The organism is Agaribacter flavus, assembly GCF_042646125.1.
Classification (GTDB): domain Bacteria; phylum Pseudomonadota; class Gammaproteobacteria; order Enterobacterales; family Alteromonadaceae; genus Glaciecola; species Glaciecola flavus.
This window is the reverse complement of sequence record NZ_JBHRSW010000004.1, coordinates 336,989-360,370: the sequence shown is the minus strand read 5'-3', so window position 1 is coordinate 360,370 and position 23,382 is coordinate 336,989. Positions and strand designations below refer to the sequence as shown.

At 42.2% G+C, this 23,382-nt stretch carries 17 protein-coding genes and 1 tRNA gene; 12 read left to right on the top strand and 6 right to left on the bottom strand.

What is annotated here, in order from left to right:
- Positions 1–113: 113 nt before the first annotated feature.
- The 3 genes from ACFOHL_RS01605 to ACFOHL_RS01595 all read right to left on the bottom strand — a co-directional run bounded on the left by ACFOHL_RS01605 (position 114) and on the right by ACFOHL_RS01595 (position 3,327).
- Entirely contained in the window at positions 114–1,247 is a 1,134-nt protein-coding gene (locus ACFOHL_RS01605) for a TonB family protein (RefSeq protein WP_376918446.1), read from the bottom strand.
- A 62-nt stretch (positions 1,248–1,309) separates the two neighbouring features.
- Entirely contained in the window at positions 1,310–2,182 is an 873-nt protein-coding gene (gene nadK / locus ACFOHL_RS01600; protein ID WP_376918445.1) for an NAD(+) kinase, read from the bottom strand.
- A gap of 59 nt (positions 2,183–2,241) precedes the next feature.
- Entirely contained in the window at positions 2,242–3,327 is a 1,086-nt protein-coding gene (locus ACFOHL_RS01595) for a GGDEF domain-containing protein (protein WP_376918444.1), read from the bottom strand.
- 193 nt (positions 3,328–3,520) lie between these two features.
- On the opposite strand from ACFOHL_RS01595, the gene grpE reads away from it, so the two are divergent.
- From grpE to ACFOHL_RS01575, 4 genes are all read left to right on the top strand, one after another.
- A complete protein-coding gene (gene grpE, locus ACFOHL_RS01590) occupies positions 3,521–4,165 on the top strand; it encodes a nucleotide exchange factor GrpE (RefSeq protein ID WP_376918443.1) in 645 nt (214 codons plus the stop codon).
- Between the two features lie 146 nt (positions 4,166–4,311).
- Positions 4,312–6,234 carry a molecular chaperone DnaK gene (gene dnaK / locus ACFOHL_RS01585; protein ID WP_376918442.1) on the top strand — a complete coding sequence of 641 codons (1,923 nt, stop codon included), beginning with the start codon at positions 4,312–4,314 and terminating at the stop codon, positions 6,232–6,234.
- A 111-nt stretch (positions 6,235–6,345) separates the two neighbouring features.
- Complete coding sequence (dnaJ, locus tag ACFOHL_RS01580; protein ID WP_376918441.1) at positions 6,346–7,479, top strand: molecular chaperone DnaJ; 1,134 nt, start codon at positions 6,346–6,348, stop codon at positions 7,477–7,479.
- A 427-nt stretch (positions 7,480–7,906) separates the two neighbouring features.
- A complete protein-coding gene (locus tag ACFOHL_RS01575; protein ID WP_376918440.1) occupies positions 7,907–8,383 on the top strand; it encodes a c-type cytochrome in 477 nt (158 codons plus the stop codon).
- Here ACFOHL_RS01575 and ACFOHL_RS01570 read toward each other — a convergent pair.
- Positions 8,380–9,060, bottom strand: a complete 681-nt coding sequence (locus ACFOHL_RS01570; RefSeq protein ID WP_376918439.1) for a cytochrome b/b6 domain-containing protein — start codon at positions 9,058–9,060, stop codon at positions 8,380–8,382. The genes ACFOHL_RS01575 and ACFOHL_RS01570 overlap by 4 nt on opposite strands.
- A gap of 184 nt (positions 9,061–9,244) precedes the next feature.
- Here ACFOHL_RS01570 and dapB point away from each other — a divergent pair, with 184 nt between their 5' ends.
- From dapB to ACFOHL_RS01530, 8 genes are all read left to right on the top strand, one after another.
- Complete coding sequence (gene dapB, locus ACFOHL_RS01565; RefSeq protein WP_376918438.1) at positions 9,245–10,048, top strand: 4-hydroxy-tetrahydrodipicolinate reductase; 804 nt, start codon at positions 9,245–9,247, stop codon at positions 10,046–10,048.
- Positions 10,049–10,370: 322 nt separating this feature from the next.
- Positions 10,371–11,522, top strand: a complete 1,152-nt coding sequence (gene carA / locus ACFOHL_RS01560; RefSeq protein WP_376918437.1) for a glutamine-hydrolyzing carbamoyl-phosphate synthase small subunit — start codon at positions 10,371–10,373, stop codon at positions 11,520–11,522.
- 9 nt (positions 11,523–11,531) lie between these two features.
- Positions 11,532–14,759, top strand: coding sequence for a carbamoyl-phosphate synthase large subunit (gene carB / locus ACFOHL_RS01555; RefSeq protein WP_376918436.1), 3,228 nt, complete (start codon positions 11,532–11,534; stop codon positions 14,757–14,759).
- A gap of 179 nt (positions 14,760–14,938) precedes the next feature.
- Positions 14,939–15,415: a transcription elongation factor GreA gene (gene greA / locus ACFOHL_RS01550; protein WP_376918561.1), complete on the top strand. Its 477-nt coding sequence runs from the start codon at positions 14,939–14,941 to the stop codon at positions 15,413–15,415.
- Between the two features lie 170 nt (positions 15,416–15,585).
- Positions 15,586–15,662 (top strand) — tRNA-Pro (locus ACFOHL_RS01545).
- Between the two features lie 278 nt (positions 15,663–15,940).
- Positions 15,941–16,669 (top strand): Eco47II family restriction endonuclease, encoded by a 729-nt coding sequence (locus ACFOHL_RS01540; RefSeq protein WP_376918435.1) that lies wholly within the window; start codon positions 15,941–15,943, stop codon positions 16,667–16,669.
- Positions 16,670–16,751: 82 nt separating this feature from the next.
- On the top strand, positions 16,752–18,047 hold the full coding sequence (gene dcm, locus ACFOHL_RS01535) for a DNA (cytosine-5-)-methyltransferase (protein ID WP_376918434.1): 1,296 nt from the start codon (positions 16,752–16,754) through the stop codon (positions 18,045–18,047).
- A 117-nt stretch (positions 18,048–18,164) separates the two neighbouring features.
- Entirely contained in the window at positions 18,165–19,514 is a 1,350-nt protein-coding gene (locus tag ACFOHL_RS01530) for a class II 3-deoxy-7-phosphoheptulonate synthase (RefSeq protein WP_376918433.1), read from the top strand.
- 181 nt (positions 19,515–19,695) lie between these two features.
- Here ACFOHL_RS01530 and ACFOHL_RS01525 read toward each other — a convergent pair whose 3' ends face one another.
- Both ACFOHL_RS01525 and ACFOHL_RS01520 read right to left on the bottom strand, forming a co-directional pair.
- Positions 19,696–21,033, bottom strand: coding sequence for an alpha/beta hydrolase-fold protein (locus ACFOHL_RS01525; RefSeq protein WP_376918432.1), 1,338 nt, complete (start codon positions 21,031–21,033; stop codon positions 19,696–19,698).
- Between the two features lie 139 nt (positions 21,034–21,172).
- The gene (locus ACFOHL_RS01520) at positions 21,173–23,194 is read right to left on the bottom strand and encodes a putative bifunctional diguanylate cyclase/phosphodiesterase (RefSeq protein WP_376918431.1); all 2,022 of its coding nucleotides are present in this window, start codon (positions 23,192–23,194) and stop codon (positions 21,173–21,175) included.
- Positions 23,195–23,382 lie beyond the last annotated feature (188 nt).

The window sequence follows — 23,382 nt, the reverse complement described above, 5'->3', positions numbered from 1 at the left end:
ATACAGTATTTTTATTCAAGTAAACAGTTCTATACCTGATTTTGATTCTAGCCGGCCTTATCCTTCACAGCAAACTCACGCCGTAAGCTTTGAATTAAGAAAGGTTTGATAGTCTAAGTGTTGCCCAACTCGACAAGGCTGAATGCAGTGCCTGCTTTTCCTTCAACTAACACTCGGCAGCTCCCCCATGACTCAGGAATATTCCAAGTATGATCAAGCGCTACCGTGAATTTTTCGTGATGAGAGTCGCAGCGTACTTCCACAGAATCCAATTGCCCTTCAATTTTTGTAAAGCCAAATTTGTTTCTGACCAAATAATGAAAGTTTTTACCTTCATCAGACAGGCTTCGCTTAACAATAATGTTTTGTTCACTTTGTATGAGCGAATTTATTTTTTCAATATAGCTATTTAAAGGCGCAAGAATATCTTCACCGTTCGCCAGCTTTTTAACTTTGTCGACTGTGTAGAGGGCGCTAGAAAACTCATTAAATTGCAGGTGTAAGACAAACTTGCGTTGATATAAAGATTTTATTTGTTCATCGTCGAATGTCTGATACTTACCCTGATGAGTGTTGCTGCTTGCAAGTGTGCGGTCAATGCTTCTCAGCTCTCTACGTAAATCATTTATGGTCGAAGCTACGGAAGCATCTAATGCCCACAACCATGCATTTTCATATCTATTACCACCGCCATTTTCTTTCATCGCTTCTATGAGCTTTTCTGCTCGTTCCATATCGCCAGCAGTCATTGCTTTTTCAGCCTCTTTATATTTGGTGATAAATTTTCCTGAGGCACCAATTTGATTCTGAAGTGTGAAATCTAATTGTACTTCGTTATAGCATTGTTGTACTGCTCGATTATCCTTAATTGCGGGAGAGTATTTCCACCTCTTTACAGCACTCATTGCTGCACGTGTAATTGCTTTGTTACCACTAGAGTCGCTGATTACTGGATCTTGCACATTGCCATCAGTATCAATAACAAAATTAATTTTCACCCAACCTTCTGTCCCTGTTATTGCAGCTGATTTGGGGTATCTTGGGTTTTTTCGTTTAACGATTTGCGCTGGTTTAAACGCACTGATGCTTTTAACGGTATTCTCATCAGTGTCTGAAACGACCTCTTCGCTTAGTTTGTCGCAAGGTAATTTCTTTTCTGTAGATGGGGGATCAGCAAATGCTGCTTTACTTAAGCAAAGTAAAGCACTCAACATAAGCAAAATACGGTGGGTATCGGTAGTTTTCATTGACACTAATATCCTTTTTAGCATGCCATCTAGCTACAATTAATCATGTAGTTTGAAAAATATCAATACAACTTGCTTCCCCAGTTTAGTTTTTTTCTCAGTACGTTAAAGTAACTGTAATCTGGTGGGTGTATAAGCGTCAGGTGTTTAAAGTTTTTGCGAATGATCACGTGATCACCGGGGTTGACCGAAATCACCACGTGGCTATCGCAGCTTATCTGTACATTGTCGGAATTGTTATTTGATATCTTAAGTGTCATCTCATTGTTCGCATCGACGACAATAGGGCGGCTACTCAAGGTGTGAGGAAACATGGGGACTAAAGTCAATACATCTAAATGTGGCGTCAGGATTGGTCCGCCCCCTGACAAAGAATAAGCGGTTGAGCCGGTTGGCGTGGCAATAATCAATCCGTCTGAACGCTGAGAAAATACAAATTTATCTTCAATGTAAAGTTCAAACTCCATCATATGAGCGACTTTACTGTGGTGCAAGACAATCTCATTGACCGCGTTGTGAGAATCGACCAGTGTTTCGCCAGAATATACTAAGGCCTCAATCAAAAAACGCTTTTCACGGGCAATATTACCATTAAAAATATGTGCAAGTTGTGCCGGTATATCATCAGGCGAGATATCCGTTAAAAAGCCCAAATTGCCTCTATTTACACCTACTACATCTATATCGAATTCGGCCAGTACGCGAGCAGCACCCAGCATATTTCCGTCGCCACCCACTACGATTGCTAAATCAGCTCGCCGACCTATTTCGAGCATAGATACCGATTCGACCTCATGGTCGAGGTTTATTTGAATTTTGTTTTCGAGCAATACCTTACAATTGCGTTCATGCAACTCTTCGATGAGTAGCGTGATACTATTGAAAGTGGCTTCGTGACTGGATTTTCCAATTAATCCAACTGTGCGATATGTCATCCGCAAGTCCAAATTATACTGAGTCTGATAAGGGTACAGCAGCTAAAAAGACTTGCAAGTCATCTTTCTTCAAATTCGCGTTCTGTCAATTTTTTTGCCTTTGCTTGATACAAATCCACGTCTGCCATGTTTACGACATGTTGAAAATTACTTGAACCCGATGAAGAAGCGATGCCGAACGATAAGTCGATAGGAATGTTGGACATATCTTGCACAGCAAAGTCCTGCTCTAAGGATTGCTGTATTTTTTGTACTATATTATGAGTTGTTTCGTGAGAGGCATTGGTTAACAGTGTTAAAAACTCCTCGCCACTCCATCTTGCGATTAAATCTGTATCTCTGATGTTATCGCGAATGGCATTGGCAACTGCATTGATGACTTGATCCGCTACTTGGTGACCAAATCGCGTATTCAATCCACTCAATTTATCAATATCACACATGATTACAGTGTATTGTTCAAAATTGCGTCTGCGTTGACTGTCGTCACTTTTAAACAGTTGTTCGACGTAACGCCGGTTAAAACAACCTGTCATGGGGTCAGTATTTGCCTCAACAAAAAAGCGCTTTGCACTGCTTGAACTAATACGCTTTAAATACAGCATGACAATAATAAAAGGGATGATAGCAAGTATAACGTTAAGTGAATAAATGTAAGGAATTAGTTCTGGTAGAGCGTAAGGGTAGGGACGCTCTTGAGACACTATATATGTCAGCAAGTAGGCAATCGCGATAAACAAACAAATAGTGATGGTTTTTTTTATCGACTTCACAGGGCTGACAAGGATCAATGCTGTAAGTGGCCAGAGGTAAAAGTGAAAACCTAAATACGTCCCCATAGTGTAAGTAACAATGAGCGCATGTGCGACCATTTCAAACACAATCAGGCGCACACACCATTTTTGGTTTTGACGCATATTTTGTATGGCTGCGATCAACCATATAATCACACTGACCACATTTACCGCAGCCAACCAGTATGCATCGATTAACAGAAATAAAAAAAGGAAACCAAGATGAGCAAATGCGCCTGTATTGCATAGCGTTCGCAACAGCTTTTCAGCGCTTAATTGTAAGCTTTGTCTTTCTAAGGCAAAAAAACTCTCGTCAATACTACCTCGATAATGCAGAGTTTCGGGTTCCATCAGTTACCTTACATTGCTAGGGAATCGTCATAATAATAGACGAATTTTTGTAGGCTGTGTTGCACTTTGGGTAAAAAATATTGGAATAATTTTATTGTGATGCTTGAAGCTAAAAGAAGCATCCCCATTATACCGAGCAAAGAAGCATAAAACCGACGCCATAGCGCGTATTTGACGTTCGGAGAAGGGTTGAATGAGTACAGAGCAAAACACTGAAAATAAAGTCGAAGAAGTTTCAGCAGAAGAACAAAACCAAGACCAACAAGTCGAAGTAAACGAATCAGCAGAGTCAGAACCGTCTACAGAGGAAGGCCTTGAGGGTTTAACTGTTGAACAAGCGCAAATAAAAAGTCTTGAAGAAGAATTAGCTGCAGCAAACCAAACTATTGCCGCACAGAAAGACAGCGTGATCCGCGCAAAAGCAGAAGTCGACAATATCCGCAAACGCGCAGAAGCAGATGTTGACAAAGCGCGAAAATTTGCACTTGAAAAATTTGCAGGTGAGCTACTTCCAGTTGTGGACAATTTGGAGCGTGCTACGCAATCCGTCGATGTAGATAATGAAGCGCTAAAACCCTTGTTAGAAGGCGTTGAGCTAACACAAAAAAGTTTTATTGCGACTTTAGAAAAGTTTGGCTTAAGCGTGCTTGATCCGCAAGGTGACACGTTCAATCCTGAACATCATCAGGCAATGTCAATGCAAGAGTCCGCTGACGTGCCAGCAAACACCGTGTTAGCTGTGATGCAAAAGGGCTACTTATTAAATGGCCGTCTTCTTCGTCCAGCTATGGTAATGGTGTCTAGAGCACCGAGCGAAGGGGTTGATACCACTGCTTAAGCTTTTTAAAAGCGCGAGCATCACGAGACCTTTATAAGACATATTTTTGTCATAAAAGTGAAATTCACACATTGAAAATGGGTTTATTAGCCCCACTTACGAATTAGTAAGAAATAGTTACACGAAAAAATTCTGGAGATTAAAGCATGGGTAAGATTATCGGTATCGATTTAGGTACAACAAATTCATGTGTTGCCGTACTCGATGGCGACAAAGCAAAAGTGATTGAAAATGCAGAAGGCGATCGCACAACTCCTTCAATTATTGCATATGCTAACGATGGCGAAACACTAGTAGGTCAGCCAGCTAAGCGCCAAGCAGTCACTAACCCTAAAAATACCTTGTTTGCTATCAAGCGTTTAATTGGTCGTCGCTTTGAAGATAAAGAAGTGCAACGTGACATCGACATTATGCCTTTCAACATCGTCAAAGCTGATAATGGCGACGCGTGGGTTGAAGCAAACAACGAAAAAATGGCGCCACCTCAGATTTCTGCTGAGGTACTGAAAAAAATGAAAAAGACGGCGGAAGACTACCTTGGCGAAGAAGTCACCGCTGCGGTTATCACTGTACCGGCTTACTTTAATGACTCTCAGCGTCAAGCAACTAAAGATGCTGGACGTATTGCAGGACTTGAAGTTAAACGTATTATCAATGAGCCAACAGCAGCGGCGCTTGCTTATGGCATGGATAAGAAAAAAGGTGACAGTGTTGTTGCTGTTTACGATTTAGGTGGGGGTACATTTGATATCTCTATTATTGAAATCGACGAGGCAGACGGTGAGCACACCTTCGAAGTACTGGCAACTAACGGTGATACGCACTTAGGTGGTGAAGATTTTGACAACCGCATGATCAACTACCTTGTAGAAGAGTTTCAGAAAGAACAAGGCGTTGACTTACGCAAAGATCCACTAGCGATGCAGCGTTTAAAAGAAGCCGGTGAAAAAGCGAAAATTGAGCTGTCTTCTGCGCAACAGACTGAAGTTAATTTGCCTTATATTACTGCAGATGCCTCAGGACCTAAGCACTTGGCAATTAAAGTAACCCGTGCCAAGTTAGAATCTTTAGTTGAAGACATGGTTAAGCAATCTCTTGAGCCAGTGAAACAAGCCCTTGCCGATGCGGATCTTTCTGTCAGTGACGTGAACGACATTATTTTGGTGGGCGGTCAAACGCGTATGCCTTTGGTACAGAAGTACGTGGCTGAGTTCTTTGGAAAAGAACCACGTAAAGACGTTAACCCAGATGAAGCGGTAGCAACCGGTGCAGCCATCCAAGGTGGTGTACTAGCAGGTGACGTAAAAGATGTATTGCTATTGGATGTGACACCTTTGTCTCTAGGTATCGAAACGATGGGCGGTGTCATGACCCCTGTTATTGAGAAGAATACAACGATTCCTACTAAGAAATCACAAACTTTCTCAACTGCGGATGACAACCAAGCAGCGGTAACCGTGCATGTGTTACAAGGTGAGCGCAAGCAAGCTTCTGGGAATAAATCTTTGGGTCAATTCAACTTAGAGGGCATTCGTCCAGCTCCTCGTGGTACGCCTCAAATTGAAGTGACGTTTGACATCGACGCTGATGGTATCTTACACGTGTCTGCTAAAGATAAAGATACCGGTAAAGAGCAGAAGATTACAATTCAAGCGTCTTCTGGTTTGAGTGATGCCGAAATTGAGAAAATGGTACAAGACGCAGAAGCCAACAAAGAAGCCGACGAGAAGTTTGAAAAATTAGTGGCTGCAAGAAACCAAGCTGATGGTCTAGTACACGCGACTAAGACTCAAATTGAGGAAGCAGGTGATGCGCTTCAAGCGTCTGATAAAGAAGCTATCGAAGCGGCTATTGCAGAGTTAGAAACAGCACGTAAAGCCGATGACGTAGATGCAATAGAAGCTAAGAGTCAAGCCTTGATTCAAGCTTCTCAAAAGCTGGTTGAAATTGCGCAAGCCAAAGCTCAGGCTGGTCAGCCAGAAGGTGGCGCGGGTGCTGAGCAAGTAAACCCAGCTGATGATGATGTTGTTGATGCTGAGTTTGAAGAAGTTAACGACGACAAAAAATAAGTTGAACGTTAACTTAATGTAAGACCTTCGACAGGCGCAGCTTTTTAAGTTAGCGCCTGTTGTGTTGTAGATACTGTGAAATCGGTATAAAAAAGCTAGGATGTTGAGTGTATGTCCAAAAGAGACTATTACGAAGTATTAGGCGTTGGCAAGAGTGCCACTGAACGCGAGATCAAAAAAGCCTATAAAAAGCTTGCGATGAAATATCACCCCGATAGGACGCAAGGCGATAAGTCTTTGGAGGAAAAATTCAAAGAGATCCAAGAAGCTTACGAAATATTAACCGACGATAACAAACGTGCCGCATACGACCAGTACGGTCACGCCGGTGTTGATCCAAATCGCGGTGCGGGTGGTTTTGGCGGCGGTGGTGCCGACTTTGGTGATATTTTTGGGGACGTATTTGGTGACATCTTTGGTGGTGGTCGCGGAGGTCGCCAGTCAAGAGCACGCCAAGGCGCTGACCTTCGTTACAATCTAGAAATGACCCTTGAAGAAGCGGTGCGCGGAAAAGAAGTCGAAATTCGTGTGCCTACTCTTGTCGAGTGTGAGGTATGTGACGGCTCGGGTGCCAAAAAAGGTACCTCTCCTACGACTTGTCCGACTTGTAAAGGCGCTGGGCAAGTGCAAATGCGCCAAGGTTTCTTTGCCGTACAACAGACATGTCCAACTTGCTCTGGGAAAGGGAAGATCATTTCAGACCCGTGCTCATCGTGCAGAGGCCAAGGGCGCGTTGAAAAAACGAAAACACTATCGGTTAAAGTGCCTGCAGGCGTCGATACAGGTGACCGTATTCGACTGTCTGGCGAAGGCGAAGCCGGTGAAAATGGCGCACCAGCGGGCGATCTATACGTACAAGTCAATGTGCGTGATCACGACATATTTACCCGTGATGGCAATAATTTATATTGTGAAGTTCCACTTAGTTTTACCACAGCTGCTTTGGGTGGCGAAATTGAAGTCCCCACTTTAGATGGAAAAGTTAAACTTAAGATAAGCTCTGAAACGCAAACGGGCAAAATGTTTAGGATGCGTGGCAAAGGTGTTAAATCAGTAAGAACTGGCGCAGTGGGTGATTTGATTTGTAAAGTTGTATTGGAGACACCTGTCAACTTATCGTCAAAACAAAGGGAAATACTGCAAGAATTTGAAGCCTCGATTACAGGCTCAGCGGCAAAGCATAGCCCAAAGGAAAAAGGCTTTTTTGATGGCGTGAAAAAATTCTTTGACGACCTTACTAATTAGTCGCTGTTAGCGCCTTATGCATTTCTCCAACCTATGTTTCTCTTGAAAGGCGTTGTGCGGAAAGCACTTAAAAGGAATGTTAAGCAATTAAATGGGATATCACCAAGCTCAATATAAGCTTGGAAAGGCAGGGAAGCCTATTAACAACATAACAACGAAAACCCTCTCTTGATCGCTGTGGAACTGTATTTGGCAGCATTTGCCTTTATGTCCCAGCTTGCAACTTATTACCAAGCTATTGTTATTTATCTAAAATACCCATAATATTTATCCCAAGTTCAAGTTGTTTGATCTCGGTTTGGGTCAAATATTACTTTTGAATAAACCGATGCTTGCAAATGTAAGTATTAATGTCTTTAGTTATATTGAACGTCGAATAAGAACAACAAACCATACTTTACTACCTATTCATCAAAGGAACATAATTATGAAGAAAATCGGATTGGGCATTTGTTGCGCGTTGGCTTTGTCTGTCTCAGGCATGGCAAATGCGGATGAGCATGGTGTTAAAAGTGAAAAACAAGCTAAAACCGCTATTCAATTCCGCAAAGCTGTATTTCAATTGATTCGTTCAAACATGGGGCCACTAGGTGCGATGGCTAAGGGTAACATCCCTTATGATCCACTGGTAATGGAAAAAAACGGTGTTCGCATGGAACAGTTAGGATTAATGATTGAAGACTATTTTGTGCCTGATACTACCGCTTTTGCAGTGCCCTCTGACGCCGAAGACAGTATCTGGACTAACAAAGCTGACTTTTTAGCCAAATCCAACGACTTTATTGCTGCAGCGAAAAACTTACAAGAAGTCGCAGCAGCAAAAGATGAAGCTAATTACAGAAAAGCAATTGGTGGAGTGGGCGCAACCTGTAAAGCTTGTCACGACGACTACAAAAAAGATTAGTAGTCGTAGAAACTATCGTCTACTGGAGGTGGTAACACCTCCACCACCAGATACACTGTTAGGATCGATATAGCTATCACTATCAAGGCCTTTAAATTATTGAATTTAACTGGCTTATGGCCTTCTCTATTACTTTCTTTTTTACCGTGAACCATACTTTGTACTAAGGCTTGTTTTTTCTTAAATTGGTAATACAAGACCGCCACAATGTGAATCAGCGCCAAAGCCATGAGAACTATATAGACTTGGCCGTGTAGAAAGCTGGCTACATCTGCCACCTCTTTGTCAACTGCAGCGTACCATGGCCCTTCTAAAAATATGTCATCCGTCATAAATAGTCCGCTAACCGCTTGGGTTAAAAACAAAGTCAGTAAGGCAACGACGGATAGCGCACCTGCAGGATTATGAGTGAGGTAGACTTGTTGATCCTTTCCTTTTAGGTAAGACAAGGTTGCTTGGGGGGAGCGAATAAACATACCAAATCTAGAATATACATGACCAACAAAGCCCCAAGCAAGTCTAAAAATAAGTAATCCCAGTGTAAAATAGCCTATGTAAAAGTGCCATTGCATAGCGTCATCAAGTATATCTCCTGAGATATATTGAAACACTAATGCAGCGACCAACAACCAATGGAAGGCGCGGGTAGGGAAGTCCCAAACAATGACTTTATGCATATAAAACCCAGTTAGTTTTTGTCTATTTCCCCATTTAGGGTTGATAGCGTAGTTTTTGAATCAGTGTAGCAAAATTAGTTCGCTATTATCCATTATCAATAGCCTATTCAATAACAGATTGGACTTATCATTTTATTGAACATCATGCACAATACGCGCAATTGTTTATGAAGCTGAGTAACAGATGATCAAAGTAGGAATTTTAGGTGCAAATGGCAGAATGGGGCGAGTGCTGATAGAAGCTGTACATGGTCATGTAAATACCGAGTTGGGCTTTGCTAGCGTCCGAGAAAGTTCGAGTTTTATTGGTGTCGATGCGGGAGAGCTTGCCGGTATAGCAAAGCAGCAGGTGATGGTATCTGCCCTTTCAGACGAAGTTGTCAAAACAGCAGACGTACTAATAGACTTTACTTTACCTGAAGCGCTAGAGCAAAACTTACAATTGGCTCTTGCAGCTAATAAGCCCATTGTTATCGGTACGACAGGTTTAACTGGCGAGCAGCTAAATTTTATTGACGAGGCTGCTAAAAGCATCCCTGTGGTATTTGCCGCTAACTATAGTGTTGGTATCAACTTGATGTTAAACCTAGTTCAACATGCGGCTAGTGTCATGGGGGATGATGCTGACATCGAAATTATCGAGGGGCATCATCGTTTTAAAAAGGATGCGCCATCAGGAACGGCGATGGCTATCGGTCATGCCATTGCCAATACCTTAGGGCGAGACCTCAGCAAATGTGCAATTTACGGTCGAGAAGGCCTTAGTGGTGAGCGAAGTCCTGAAACTATTGGTTTTGCAACAGTAAGAGCAGGGGACATCGTGGGAGACCACACGGCATTGTTTGCCACACTAGGCGAAAGGCTTGAAATAACACACAAGGCCTCATCAAGGCTGACCTTCGCGAAAGGCGCATTAACAGCGGCATGTTGGTTGAAAGAACAAAATAAAGGTTTGTATTCCATGCAGGATGTACTAGGTTTAGTGTAGTTTTTAGGTATTACATCGGCATTTTATCTTTAGCAGGCTATTTTTATATATTTGGTTTATTGCTAAAAAGCGGTAGACCAATATAAGTTTGTTGTATATAATGCGCGGAATTTGCCAAAAATAATTATTGAGTGTTGTTAGATTGTTTGGCATGTTTGTCAAATAGTCAGTAAATTCAAGGCGTACAGCGCCTTTTATTCTCAACATGCTGTATATTTTGGTGGAGACACGTTGCTCTCTTTTTCTTAAAAAAGAGCAATACCATAGATTTTCTTACTTTAAGTAAGTTTATCTTAGTTATCTCTCATTTTTGGAGGTTGACTTGGCTGTTTCTGCCCTATTAGTACTTGCCGATGGTTCTGTGTTCAAAGGAACCGCAATTGGCGCTTCAGGAAGCGCTGTCGGAGAAGTGGTTTTTAATACTTCGATGACAGGTTATCAAGAAATTCTTACTGACCCATCTTACGCCGAACAAATTGTTACGTTAACTTACCCTCATATTGGAAATACTGGCACTAATGCCGAAGATCTGGAATCAGACAATATTTGGGCTAAGGGCTTGGTTATCCGCGATTTACCCCTTGTTGCCAGTAGCTTTCGAAACGAAAAAACACTTTCAGATTATTTAAAAGACAACAATATTCTTGGTATTGCTGATATAGATACACGCCGCTTAACACGTATCCTCAGAGATAAAGGGGCACAAAATGGCTGTATTGCTACTTTCGATGCCGAAAAAGAAGATTTAGAGCAGGCTATTGAAGCTGCATTGAACACAGCCAAGGCTTTCCCAGGTCTAAAAGGCATGGACTTGGCAAAAGAAGTAACTTGTAGCGCCGTACATTCATGGCAAGATGGCATTTGGCATTTAGGCTCAGGTTACGATGAAAACAAAGAAGACGGATGTTTTCATGTGGTTGCTTATGATTTTGGCGCCAAGAAAAACATACTGCGTATGCTCGTTGATCGCGGCTGTAAGCTAACCGTTGTGCCTGCGAAGACACCCGCAGAGGAGGTACTTGCACTCAATCCGGATGGTATATTCTTATCCAATGGCCCAGGTGACCCAGAGCCTTGTGATTATGCAATTGCCGCAATCAAAGTATTTTTAGATAAAAAGTTGCCTATTTTTGGCATTTGCTTGGGGCATCAACTACTTGCCTTGGCGGCTGGTGCAAAAACCGTAAAAATGAAGTTTGGGCACCATGGTGCCAACCACCCCGTAAAAGATTTGCGAAAGAATGTCGTAATGATTACCAGTCAAAATCACGGCTTTGCTGCTGACGAATCAACGCTCCCAAGTAATATTGAGGTCACGCATATCAGCTTATTTGACAAGTCTCTCCAAGGCATAGAATTTACTGACCGACCGGCTTTTAGTTTCCAAGGTCACCCCGAAGCTAGTCCAGGGCCTCACGATGCAGAGGGTTTATTCGACCACTTTATTGAATTAATTAAACAGTCTAAACAATAGGAAGATTACATGCCAAAACGTACCGATATCAAAAGTATTTTGATTTTAGGGGCTGGTCCAATTGTTATAGGCCAAGCTTGTGAGTTCGATTACTCAGGAGCACAAGCGTGTAAAGCGCTGCGTGAAGAAGGTTATCGAGTAATATTGGTTAATTCTAACCCCGCCACAATTATGACCGACCCGGAAATGGCCGATGCGACTTATATCGAGCCAATCCAGTGGGAAGTGGTTCGTAACATCATCGCGAAAGAAAAACCTGATGCAATATTACCCACGATGGGCGGACAAACAGCACTAAATTGTGCTCTAGATTTAAACAAACACGGTGTGTTAGACGAGTTTGATGTTGAGCTAATTGGCGCGACTGCAGATGCGATTGACAAAGCAGAAGACCGCGAGCGCTTTGATAAAGCGATGAAATCTATTGGTTTAGCTTGTCCCCGTGCCGAGATTGCTCATTCGATGGAGCAGGCACACGATGTGCTTTCACGCATTGGTTTCCCCTGTATCATTAGGCCATCTTTCACTATGGGTGGAACCGGCGGCGGGATTGCTTACAATATTGATGAATTTAATGAAATATGCGCCCGAGGGCTTGACCTATCTCCCACTTCTGAGTTGCTTATCGACGAATCGCTGATAGGTTGGAAAGAGTATGAAATGGAAGTGGTGCGCGATAAAGCCGACAACTGTATTATCGTATGTACAATTGAGAACTTTGATCCCATGGGTGTACATACTGGTGATTCAATCACTGTTGCACCTGCACAAACCTTAACAGACAAAGAGTTTCAAATTATGCGCAATGCAGCAATGGCTGTGTTGCGTGAAATTGGCGTAGAAACAGGCGGCTCAAATGTACAGTTTGGGGTAAACCCCAAAGATGGACGCATGGTCATTATCGAAATGAATCCGCGCGTGTCTCGCTCGTCTGCCTTAGCCTCAAAAGCAACCGGTTTCCCGATTGCCAAAATTGCTGCCAAATTAGCGGTTGGCTTCACCTTAGATGAACTTGCTAATGATATTACAGGAGGCCTAACGCCTGCTTCCTTTGAGCCATCTATCGATTATGTTGTGACCAAAATACCACGCTTCAACTTTGAAAAATTTGCCGGTGCAAACGATCGTTTGACCACGCAAATGAAGTCGGTGGGTGAAGTCATGGCAATTGGCAGAAACCAGCAAGAATCATTACAAAAAGCCCTTCGAGGTCTTGAAGTAGGTGTATCAGGGCTGGATCCTATTCTCGACCCAGACGATCCTGATGCACGAAATAAGTTGGTGTATGAGTTAAGAGAGCCGGGTGCTGAGCGCATATGGTACATTGGCGATGCGTTTAGAATGGGTATGTCTGTTGACGAAATATTTGCCCTAACAAATATTGATCGCTGGTATTTAGTGCAAATCGAAGAGTTGATTGAGCTAGAGAAACTCGTTGAACGATTGGGCTTAACCGGTATTGACGAAACGCTGATGCGTAACTTAAAACGCAAGGGCTTTTCTGATGCCCGTCTGGCCGAGCTTACCCAAGTAGCTGAAGACGATTTGCGCGACCATCGAACTAAGCTTGACGTTTTGCCTGTTTATAAGCGTGTTGATACTTGCGCGGCTGAGTTTTCTACCTCAACCGCTTACATGTATTCCAGCTATGATGAAGAGTGTGAAGCCCAAGCTTCAGACAAGAAGAAAATCATGGTTTTGGGAGGCGGTCCCAACCGCATCGGTCAAGGTATCGAGTTTGATTATTGCTGCGTACATGCGGCTTTGGCGATGCGAGAAGACGGGTACGAAACCATTATGGTTAACTGTAACCCAGAAACGGTTTCCACCGATTATGACACCTCAGACCGATTGTATTTTGAACCGGTTACTTTAGAAGATGTACTCGAAATTGTCAGAGTAGAGAAACCAACGGGCGTTATTGTTCAGTACGGTGGGCAAACTCCACTTAAATTGGCGCGTGCCTTGAAAAAGAACGGCGTGCCAATAATCGGTACATCGCCTGACGCGATTGACAAAGCAGAGGATCGTGAGCGTTTTCAACAAATGGTCAACAAGCTTGGTTTAAAACAACCGGCAAATGCGACCGTGAGCAACATGCAAGAAGCCTTGGATAAAGCCGAAGAAATTGGCTTTCCTTTGGTTGTTCGCCCGTCCTATGTCTTGGGTGGCCGAGCCATGGAAATTGTGTATGACCTCAAAGACTTGCAGCGTTACCTCAATGAAGCTGTAAAAGTATCAAACGACTCGCCCGTATTACTTGATCGTTTCTTAGATGATGCGATAGAAGTGGATATCGACGCCATCTGTGATGGTGAAGATGTGGTGATTGGCGGTATTATGGAACACATAGAACAGGCTGGGGTGCATTCTGGCGATTCTGCGTGTAGCTTACCGCCTTATTCATTGTCGCAGGATATTCAAGACGTCATGCGTGCTCAAGTGAAACAAATGGCGATTGAACTTGGCGTGTTTGGTTTGATGAATACCCAATTCGCCATTAAAGACGACGAAGTTTACTTAATTGAAGTCAATCCAAGAGCTGCTCGAACCGTACCATTCGTGTCTAAAGCAACGGGCGTGCCTTTGGCAAAAGTTGCCGCGCGCGTGATGGCCGGAACCAGCTTGAAAGAGCAGGGCGTTATTGAAGAGATATTACCTCCATTCTATTCGGTAAAAGAAGTCGTCTTGCCATTTGCTAAGTTCCAAGGCGTTGACCCCTTGTTAGGACCTGAAATGCGTTCTACTGGCGAAGTGATGGGAGTGGGCGAAGATTTTGCCGAAGCCTATGCAAAAGCTAATTTAGGCGCCTCTGCTCCTTTACCAGAAGCAGGTAAAGTACTGCTCTCTGTAAGAAACACAGACAAGGTGCGCTTGATTGAATTAGCGAAACTCATGCTCGATAAAGGTTTTGTACTTGAAGCAACAAAAGGTACAGCAGAAGCGCTAGAGCTTGCAGGGATAAACTGTAAAGAAGTAAACAAACTAAGTGAAGGCCGCCCTAACATTGTTGATGCGATTAAAAATGGTCAATATTGTTACGTGGTGAATACAACTGAAGGACGTCAAGCGATAAACGATTCGGTGTATATCCGACGCGAAGCATTGCTCAGCAAATGTGCTTACACGACTACCTTAAATGCAGCTTTTGCTACTTTGAATTCAAACAGTTCAGATGCTTTATCCAATGTGCAGTCTGTGCAAGAGCTACACAAGCGGGTAGAGTCTATCAAATAGCGCAAAAAAGAATGATACCCAACTAATTTTGCACTATACTTACGCAAAATTATAAATCTAATAAAACGAATGCTTATTGCATTCGTTTTGCTTTTTAGTAGTTGGATTCTTTTATGTCTGCTGCTTCAAAGCCTTTGAATATCTGTAACTATCGCAGTCGAATAAGAAGAGAAAGAAACATGACAACCTATCCAATGACAGCGGAAGGCGCGAAAAGCTTGCGCGAAGAGTTAGAACATCTAAAAAGCGTAGAGCGCCCACGTATTATTGCTGCAATTGCAGAAGCCCGCGAGCATGGTGATCTAAAAGAAAATGCCGAATACCACGCTGCGCGTGAACAACAGAGCTTTTGTGAAGGTCGAATTCAAGACATAGAAGGCAAATTGTCTAATGCACAAGTAATCGACGTAACTAAATTACAAAACACAGGCAAAGTTGTGTTTGGCACCACAGTCACCTTTATTAACGTTGATACAGATGAAGAAACAAGCTACCGCATTGTAGGTGATGACGAAGCTGACATTAAAAAAGGTCTGATTTCGGTAAATTCACCCATTGCACGAGGCTTAATTGGCAAAGAACTCGACGATATTGTGTCAATTCATACCCCAGCAGGTGTCGTCGAAGTCGAAATCAGCGAAGTCGAATACAAATAGAGCCAGGCTAACACGCCTATATTTATATGAAAAATCCAGCATTAAGCATGGATTTTTCATTTTTTCGTACGAATATTGAACGAACAAATAAATTTCTTTAAGGCATTGAATAATCTGCAACAAATGTCTTGCCATAGCGCAAATATTCAATATAATTCACAGCCTTCGGTCGGTGTGTAGCGCAGCCTGGTAGCGCACTGTCATGGGGTGTCAGGGGTCGGAGGTTCAAATCCTCTCACACCGACCAATTCAATTTCACTCCACATACTTTCTTTAAGCAAGCTTGTAAGTAGCAATATGCAAATTTAGCTTGCGCAGATGATAGCCTGTAGTGCGAATATGCCATATACTTTTGAAAAGACAGGGTGTATGCGGACTTCCTCAGCATTGTAAGCAAAACCACTGCGAGTATCATATAGGGTTTGATGTTTTATCCATAAAAAATAAATCTTGCGACGAAAGAGGATAAACTTCAAACTATAATCACGTCGTGTACAAACAAAAAAAGATAAGGAAATTAATGAATTGGCATATCTCCCTTATTTAAAAGATGAAATTATCCAAGGCCTAGTCAAAGACGTACTGATGATCGGCCGCAAAAAAAAGCAAGCTGTTATTCGCGATTTCGAAAAAAACGTCATTGATCCTTTTTCTTCATTATTCGACTCAGCAGTGTCAGGTGTAAACCACGAAACGTGGAAAAATTCTGAGATGGTTCGACAGTGTCAAAAAACACTAACCAATCACATAGGTAATTTACACCAAAAAATACTTGGTAGTGTTGTAGGTTGGCAAGATTTGGGCACCGGTGGTGTAGTAGATTTAGTTTGCCATGAAAAGAAAATTATTGCGGAAGTAAAAAATAAATACAATACCGTAACTGGTGGAAAGCTAGCAGATCAATATAACTCCCTAGAACGTTTGGTGACGCCAAAAGCAAGCCAATATAAAGGTTATACCTCATACTTTGTCAATATAATTCCTAAAAAGCCAGAGCGATTTGATACGACTTTTGAACCATCTGACAAAGACAAAGGGATTAAATGCCCACCGAATGAGTTAATTAGAATCACTGATGGTGCAAGTTTTTATCAGCTAGTGACTGGAAGAAAAAATGCGCTATCAGAGTTGTATGAAGCACTGCCAGATATCATAGAAGACATTTATCGAAACGACTTCAACGAGCCTAATTTTGAAATACAAGATAAAAGTTTGTTTAAGCAGTATTTCGTCAATGCCTACATAGAAAAATAACCATGAATAAGGTTTGACAAAACAACTGTTACTTTATACAGTTGTAACCATGATCATAGTTTAGCAGTATGTCCCTACTATTATGTCTCCAGAATATTACTCAATTGCCGAAGTGGCAGATATCTTAAGTGTTTCTAAAGAAACTTTGCGTCGATGGGACAACAATGGCACCCTCATTCCTCAACGTCATCCAATTAACAATTATCGGGTATATCATAAGTCGCAATTAGAACACTTTGAACAAGCTCAAGTGCTGTTTAACAGTAACTGGGATAACGAAATTTCTATTAAACCGAATAGAAATTATAGATTGTTAGAGTTATTCGCAGGCGCAGGCGGCTTAGCTCTGGGGCTCGAAAAAGCAGGGTTTGAATCTGTATTTTTAAACGAATTTGATAAGCATGCTTGTAATACATTGAGAACGAACCGTCCAAATTGGAACGTGGTCGAAGGTGATGTGGCAGATATCGATTTTACCCCATACAAAAATAAGATAGATATATTGTCGGGCGGTTTTCCGTGTCAGGCTTTTTCTTATGCCGGAAAAAAACTAGGCTTTGAAGATACTCGAGGAACACTGTTTTTTGAATTTGCTCGAGCAGTGAAAGAAACAAACCCGAAAGTCATTGTCGCCGAAAACGTAAGAGGATTATTGAATCATGAAGACGGAAAAACTCTGAGTGCTATTAAAAACGTGATTGATGAACTTGGCTATGAATTGATTGAGCCGAGAGTGCTTAAAGCTGTATTTTACCAAGTCCCTCAAAAGCGTGAACGCTTATTTTTGGTTGGTATTAGAAAAGACCTGACTGGTGACGCCAAGTTTACTTGGCCTTCACCTTTCACCAGAATATTGACCTTAAAAGATGCACTGAAAAAAGGCGTCTTGTATTCGACAGATGTTCCTGATTCAATCGGTCAATCATACCCAAAAAGAAAAAAAGAGATATTGGCACTCGTCCCTCAAGGCGGTTATTGGCGAGACTTGCCAGATGACATCCAACGTGAATATATGCAAAAAAGTTACTTTCTAGGCGGTGGAAAAACCGGAATGGCACGGCGATTGTCATGGGATGAGCCTAGCTTGACCTTGACTTGTGCACCAGCACAAAAACAAACTGAGAGGTGTCATCCTGAGGAGACAAGGCCTTTGACTGTTAGAGAATATGCTCGTATTCAGACCTTCCCTGACGATTGGTCATTCAGTGGCTCCATAACCGCTCAATATAAACAAATAGGTAATGCAGTACCAGTAAACCTTGCTTATGCCGTGGGGCGTGCATTGATTGATTTGTTAAATCAGCTAGACAAATCGTTTAGTGCAGACTTAGACGATTTACCCGTTACTCGCCAAGAATCGCAATTAATGCTTTGTTAAAGGATAATCCAACCCTACATTCAAAAAGAAATATTCACCGCTTGATACGATATTTTAATCATATTGTGGTATCCTTTATCGCCCAAATTTTGGCACAACATTTTAAGAGGACATACAGTGACTGATTGGCGTGTAGACAGCTGGCGACAAAAGCCTATTCTTCAACAACCTTCATACAATGACAAAGCTAAACTCCTTGAGGTTGAAAACAAACTGGCAAGCTATCCGCCACTTGTATTTGCAGAAGAAACGCGCCAACTCTACAAGCAACTTGGCGACGTGGCAATGGGACATGGTTTTTTACTGCAAGGGGGGGATTGTGCTGAGTCTTTTGACGAGTTTAATGCGCCTAAAATCAGGGATACCTTTAAAGTCATGCTGCAAATGGCTGTCGTGTTAACCTTTGCGGGTAGATGTCCTGTTACTAAAGTCGCGCGTATGGCAGGGCAATATGCCAAGCCGCGTTCTGCTGATTTTGAGGAAATAAATGGCGTTGCCTTACCCTCCTATCGCGGTGACATTATCAATAGCTTTGAATTTACTAAAGAAGCGCGTGAACCTGACCCGCAACGTATGCTCGACGCTTATCACCGCAGTGCTTCTACACTCAATTTGCTAAGGGCGTTTGCCCAAGGTGGCTTAGCGGACTTACATCAAGTTAATCGCTGGAACATGACGTTTTTGGAGAACAATCCTCTAAAAGATAAGTATCAAGATTTAGCCGAGCGCATTCAAGATACACTTGGTTTTATGGAGGTGATAGGTCTAAACAGTGAGAACACTTCAGCGCTACACGAGACTTCGTTATTCACAAGCCATGAAGCCTTGCTGTTAAACTATGAGCAGGCACTAACAAGAATTGATACCTTAACAGGCAAGCCATACAACTGTTCTGCTCATATGCTATGGATCGGTGAGCGCACGCGTCAGCTCGATCACGCGCATGTCGAATTTTTTAGTGGAATCAACAATCCAATTGGTGTCAAAGTCGGTCCAACTATGGGTGAAGATGAGTTGATACAACTCATTGATGCCTTAAATCCAGATAATATCCCCGGTCGCCTGACCCTGATCACAAGAATGGGCGCGGATAACTTAGCAAATAACCTACCAAGACTGTTACGTAGGGTAAAGGCGGAGGGACGTCACGTTGTGTGGAGTTCAGACCCCATGCACGGCAATACCTTCAAAGCATCAAGTGGCTTTAAAACCAGAAACTTCGATGCGATTTTGCGAGAAATTAAGCAATTTTTTGACGCTCATGCGGCAGAAGGGACGCATGCGGGTGGGATCCACTTAGAAATGACCGGTCAGCATGTTACAGAGTGCACTGGTGGCGCTTACCAAATTAGTGACGATGATTTAGCTGAGGCTTATAAAACGCAGTGTGATCCACGCTTGAATGCAGATCAAGTGCTTGAAATGGCGTTTTTGGTTGCTGACTACCTCAAAAATGCAAAAGTGTAATTAGAGGTTTTAGCCAGCATTTCTAATTCAAATATTTATATAAAACGATAACGGGACTATTTTTTACTGCATATGCAAATAAAAGAATAGTCCCGCCCCATTTTGTCAAAAGCTAAGTGCTTTGCGAGTATAAACACTTAAAAAGACAATAGTCTTGCCAAACAATTATTCTGGCACAATTCTACTCAGGGCCTCCAGAACCATATATCGTGTTCAAACTTTCATTAATACTGATGTCCACGGCCTGCTCGTGGGGTACGTCATAATACAGTTCTTGAATATCGACACCCATAAAGCCGGCTTGCCTTAAGCTGTTTGCAAAGGAACGCACAACAGTACCATTTCCTTGTTGCGTGCTGGCACCAACGAACACCGCCTTTACATTTAAGGCCTCATTTGATGCGTGCCTTTGTTGTAGTAGCGTATTTATCTCGCTTGAACGATCCCAAAATGCACCGTCAACAGACAGTAAATTTTTAAATTTGGGTTGCTCTGTGTCATCAAGTAGCAAAGCCAAACCCACCATTAGACCACCGAAAGAAAAGCCTTCTAGAGTAATATTGTCTTGTTTAACCCTGTATGCGTTCAATACTTGAGGTAAAAATTCATCACTGAGAAAATCAATATATGTAGGCGCAAAAGGCAGCCTAAAATCAGTGTTCCTCCGGCCTGAATTTTCTAGGCCTACCACAATAAGCTGCCTTTGTTGACGATCAACATTACGTACAAAACTATCAAAATGCCATTCGGCATCCGTCACAATAATGAGATCGAAGCCTTTGTTGGTATCCATATTGTAGGTGTGGGGGATATATACTTGATAGGCATATGAAGCTGAATATTGACTCGGCGAAATAGAAAACCCAGTAACGATTTCGCCATAATCATAACCCTCTTCTACAGTCGGTACTTTGGGCGGTAAAGCCGGCGGTTCGACGCAGCTAGGAGGGGCTGAAGGGCTATCACCCAAGCGCGTAATCACTAAGCGATCAGCATTCCACTGCCAAGTACCTGCTTCTCCCCAGCCAATCACTTTTAGCGTGTGTTTGCCCGACGTATTGACCACAAGTTCGTCAGTAACGAGGTTGTCTTCAAATAAATTCCAACTCTCAGTACCCCGCACATTTGCCGTCGTGACCAAACAGTCGTTGATGTGTAACTGGACTTGGGTAGGTGTTTTTATGATTGGTGTGGATGCCTCAAGTACCACTCTATACTGGCCTTTTTGCAATTCCACTTCGTATTCGCCAAAATCACCTGCCTGATTAAAATTTATCGCGCCGCCATTGCTCAAGTCGTAACGACCAAAACCATCATATGTGCCACCGGTGTTAGTCCAACTCTCCAGTTCCACACGCACTTCAGGCGTTTCTAACGGTGGGGCAGAGGGTGGGGAGGGTGTTGGAGCCGGCTGTTCTAATTGATCCGTAGAGCCTGACGAGCCACCACAAGCGAATAGTAGAAATGAAGTAAAAAACAATAAGCACTTGTGAACAAAATGCCGAGATAGCAGGTTCATGTCAAACAATACGATTGAGTTGTCTATGGTGTTAGCAGTATGCGCTTATTTTATTCAAATGTGAATGCTATGTTATAAAAGCAATCCGCTATATTCCTTTTCAGTGATGGCGAGAAAACAGGCCGTAGTTTAGGGGAGATTACAGGATGAACTGATGAATATCGTCCCACGGCATTGGTTTTGAAAATAGGTAGCCTTGCATCATCATGCAACCGTGTTGCTTTAAATACTGATACTGTTCGTCGGTTTCAATGCCTTCTGCTATGGTTTCCAGTTTATAAGATTTAGCCATGGACAATATCGCGTTGATCACAATTGCGCCATCTTTAGTCTTATTGCCAATTTCAGACACAAAACTCCGATCGATTTTTAAACAGTGAATGGGATAATTGACGAGCTGGCTAAATGCTGTGTATCCCGTTCCAAAATCGTCAAGCGCTAAAGAAAAGCCTAGTTCGTTGAGCTCAGTTAACACGTCACAGCTCATTTGATCGGTTGACACCAAACTTGTTTCGGTTATCTCTATCTCAATGAAGCGAGGATTGATTGCATATTTTTTCAACAATAGCTTAACTTGTTCGACAAATTGTTTGTTGTGTAATTCGACAGAAGATATATTCACGCATATTTTAAATTCGGAGTATCGACTGAAGGTTTTTGTATTCTCTTGGATGATTTTGCAAACGCTTTCCAATACCCACAAATCTATTTTCTCAATGATGCCATATTCTTCAGCAACGGGAATAAACTCAGCGGGGCCTGCTTTTTTTAGCGGCGGGTAATCACTCCTAATCAGTACCTCAGCCCTTTCAATGGTTCTCGTATTGGTATCGACAATAGGCATGAATAGCAAATTGAACATCCCTTCATTTACCGCTTTGTGAACGTGTTCTGCCAATTTTTTTCGCAAGTACACTGCTTCTTCGACTTCCTTGTCGTAATATTTGTACTGATTTTTTCCCAGTTTTTTAGCTTGATACATTGCCGCATCGGCATGTCCCATTAACTCTTGAAAAGTACTTACTTGGCTATTTTTAGAGGCAATGCCAATGCTCGCATGGACGGTAAATTCGCACGAACTCAGGCGAATAGGCTTGGCTACCTCTGAGATGATTGTTTCAGCAAGTTCACAGGATTGTTGTTTGTCAAAATCAAATAATATTAGTGCGAATTCGTCTCCTGACAATCTGGAGAATAAGGACTTTTTTTTAGTTTCTCGGGTGATGAGTTGCTTTATGTTGTTGGCAAAATTAATCAGCAGTTCATCACCGATCAAGTGTCCCATCGTGTCATTGATACTTTTAAAATCATCGATATCAAAGTAAAACATGGTTAGCTTTTGCTTGGAGAAAATATTCAAACGCTTGTTTTCGAATAGTTTTATGATCCCTCTTCGGTTAAGTAAGCCCGTTAAAGAGTCTGTATTCGAAATTTTTTCAAGTTGAGAGTGTTGATGAAAACTGATGATCAAAATGATCATCAGCCAAGCAACCATAACTAGTTTGAGAAGTGAGCTTTCCGATATTAAATTGCCGGAAAAAGTGGCTTGTTTTAAGGTCAGTACATAGGTACCTGTTTCTTTCAGCGCACCGGTGACTAACTCAAGTTCGACTATATTGGTAAACTCTGGCTGAGCTTCGTCAAAAGGGATGTCACGCTGCTTGATCCACCATCGCTCCACTTGGAAGGCACTCAAAGGCGCAGAAGCGACTTGCGGCACGTCATTGGGGTTGTATTCGAGTGCATTGTACTTGAGCGATTCATATTCATCGACTTTAGAGTAGTTGTCGTTGAAATTGCGTAATATAAAGCGAATAGGTATTGATTTGTCCGGCCCTTCGACTGATGCCTCAATTTTTATATTTTCGTAATGAGATAGATTAATACCTTGCTCGTCGGTATCACTGAATTTTAAAACAAAGCCGCAATGCGCGTATGCCTCTACAAAAGTGTCGATGTGACAACGACTAATATAGTAGCCCTGGCTGTCGTCTAAAAAAGACTGCGTACCTCCAACATCTACTTTGTAAAATCCAAGTATGGTATTGTTTTCAAATAAATTTTTACTAATTATTAGGGCACCACTTCGATGCAAAAATATAGCGCAAAGCGTCAATATCAATAATATGAAAATGGCTTTTATGCCAAAATCAATTCTCATAAAGTAAAGTACACCCTAATATTGGTGGAATTTATACCTATGTGAGAGCATACAGTCATCTGCGGCGCTATTGGTGTCCATGTATAAGTGAAAAAAATATAAGCAGACCTTAAGTAAAACGTATATTGCGGTTTATTGTTAAATTATTGTTGAATTTACTATAGCACAAGGTGAGTGCTTGTAAATTG

What these genes read in the sequence shown, in the direction of transcription:
- ACFOHL_RS01605 (WP_376918446.1), bottom strand. Translation starts at nt 1,247, where the DNA reads ATGAAAACTACCGATACCCACCGTATTTTGCTTATGTTGAGTGCTTTA.
- nadK (WP_376918445.1), bottom strand. Translation starts at nt 2,182, where the DNA reads ATGACATATCGCACAGTTGGATTAATTGGAAAATCCAGTCACGAAGCC.
- ACFOHL_RS01595 (WP_376918444.1), bottom strand. Translation starts at nt 3,327, where the DNA reads ATGGAACCCGAAACTCTGCATTATCGAGGTAGTATTGACGAGAGTTTT.
- grpE (WP_376918443.1), top strand. Translation starts at nt 3,521, where the DNA reads ATGAGTACAGAGCAAAACACTGAAAATAAAGTCGAAGAAGTTTCAGCA.
- dnaK (WP_376918442.1), top strand. Translation starts at nt 4,312, where the DNA reads ATGGGTAAGATTATCGGTATCGATTTAGGTACAACAAATTCATGTGTT.
- dnaJ (WP_376918441.1), top strand. Translation starts at nt 6,346, where the DNA reads ATGTCCAAAAGAGACTATTACGAAGTATTAGGCGTTGGCAAGAGTGCC.
- ACFOHL_RS01575 (WP_376918440.1), top strand. Translation starts at nt 7,907, where the DNA reads ATGAAGAAAATCGGATTGGGCATTTGTTGCGCGTTGGCTTTGTCTGTC.
- ACFOHL_RS01570 (WP_376918439.1), bottom strand. Translation starts at nt 9,060, where the DNA reads ATGCATAAAGTCATTGTTTGGGACTTCCCTACCCGCGCCTTCCATTGG.
- dapB (WP_376918438.1), top strand. Translation starts at nt 9,245, where the DNA reads ATGATCAAAGTAGGAATTTTAGGTGCAAATGGCAGAATGGGGCGAGTG.
- carB (WP_376918436.1), top strand. Translation starts at nt 11,532, where the DNA reads ATGCCAAAACGTACCGATATCAAAAGTATTTTGATTTTAGGGGCTGGT.
- greA (WP_376918561.1), top strand. Translation starts at nt 14,939, where the DNA reads ATGACAACCTATCCAATGACAGCGGAAGGCGCGAAAAGCTTGCGCGAA.
- dcm (WP_376918434.1), top strand. Translation starts at nt 16,752, where the DNA reads ATGTCTCCAGAATATTACTCAATTGCCGAAGTGGCAGATATCTTAAGT.
- ACFOHL_RS01525 (WP_376918432.1), bottom strand. Translation starts at nt 21,033, where the DNA reads ATGAACCTGCTATCTCGGCATTTTGTTCACAAGTGCTTATTGTTTTTT.
- ACFOHL_RS01520 (WP_376918431.1), bottom strand. Translation starts at nt 23,194, where the DNA reads ATGAGAATTGATTTTGGCATAAAAGCCATTTTCATATTATTGATATTG.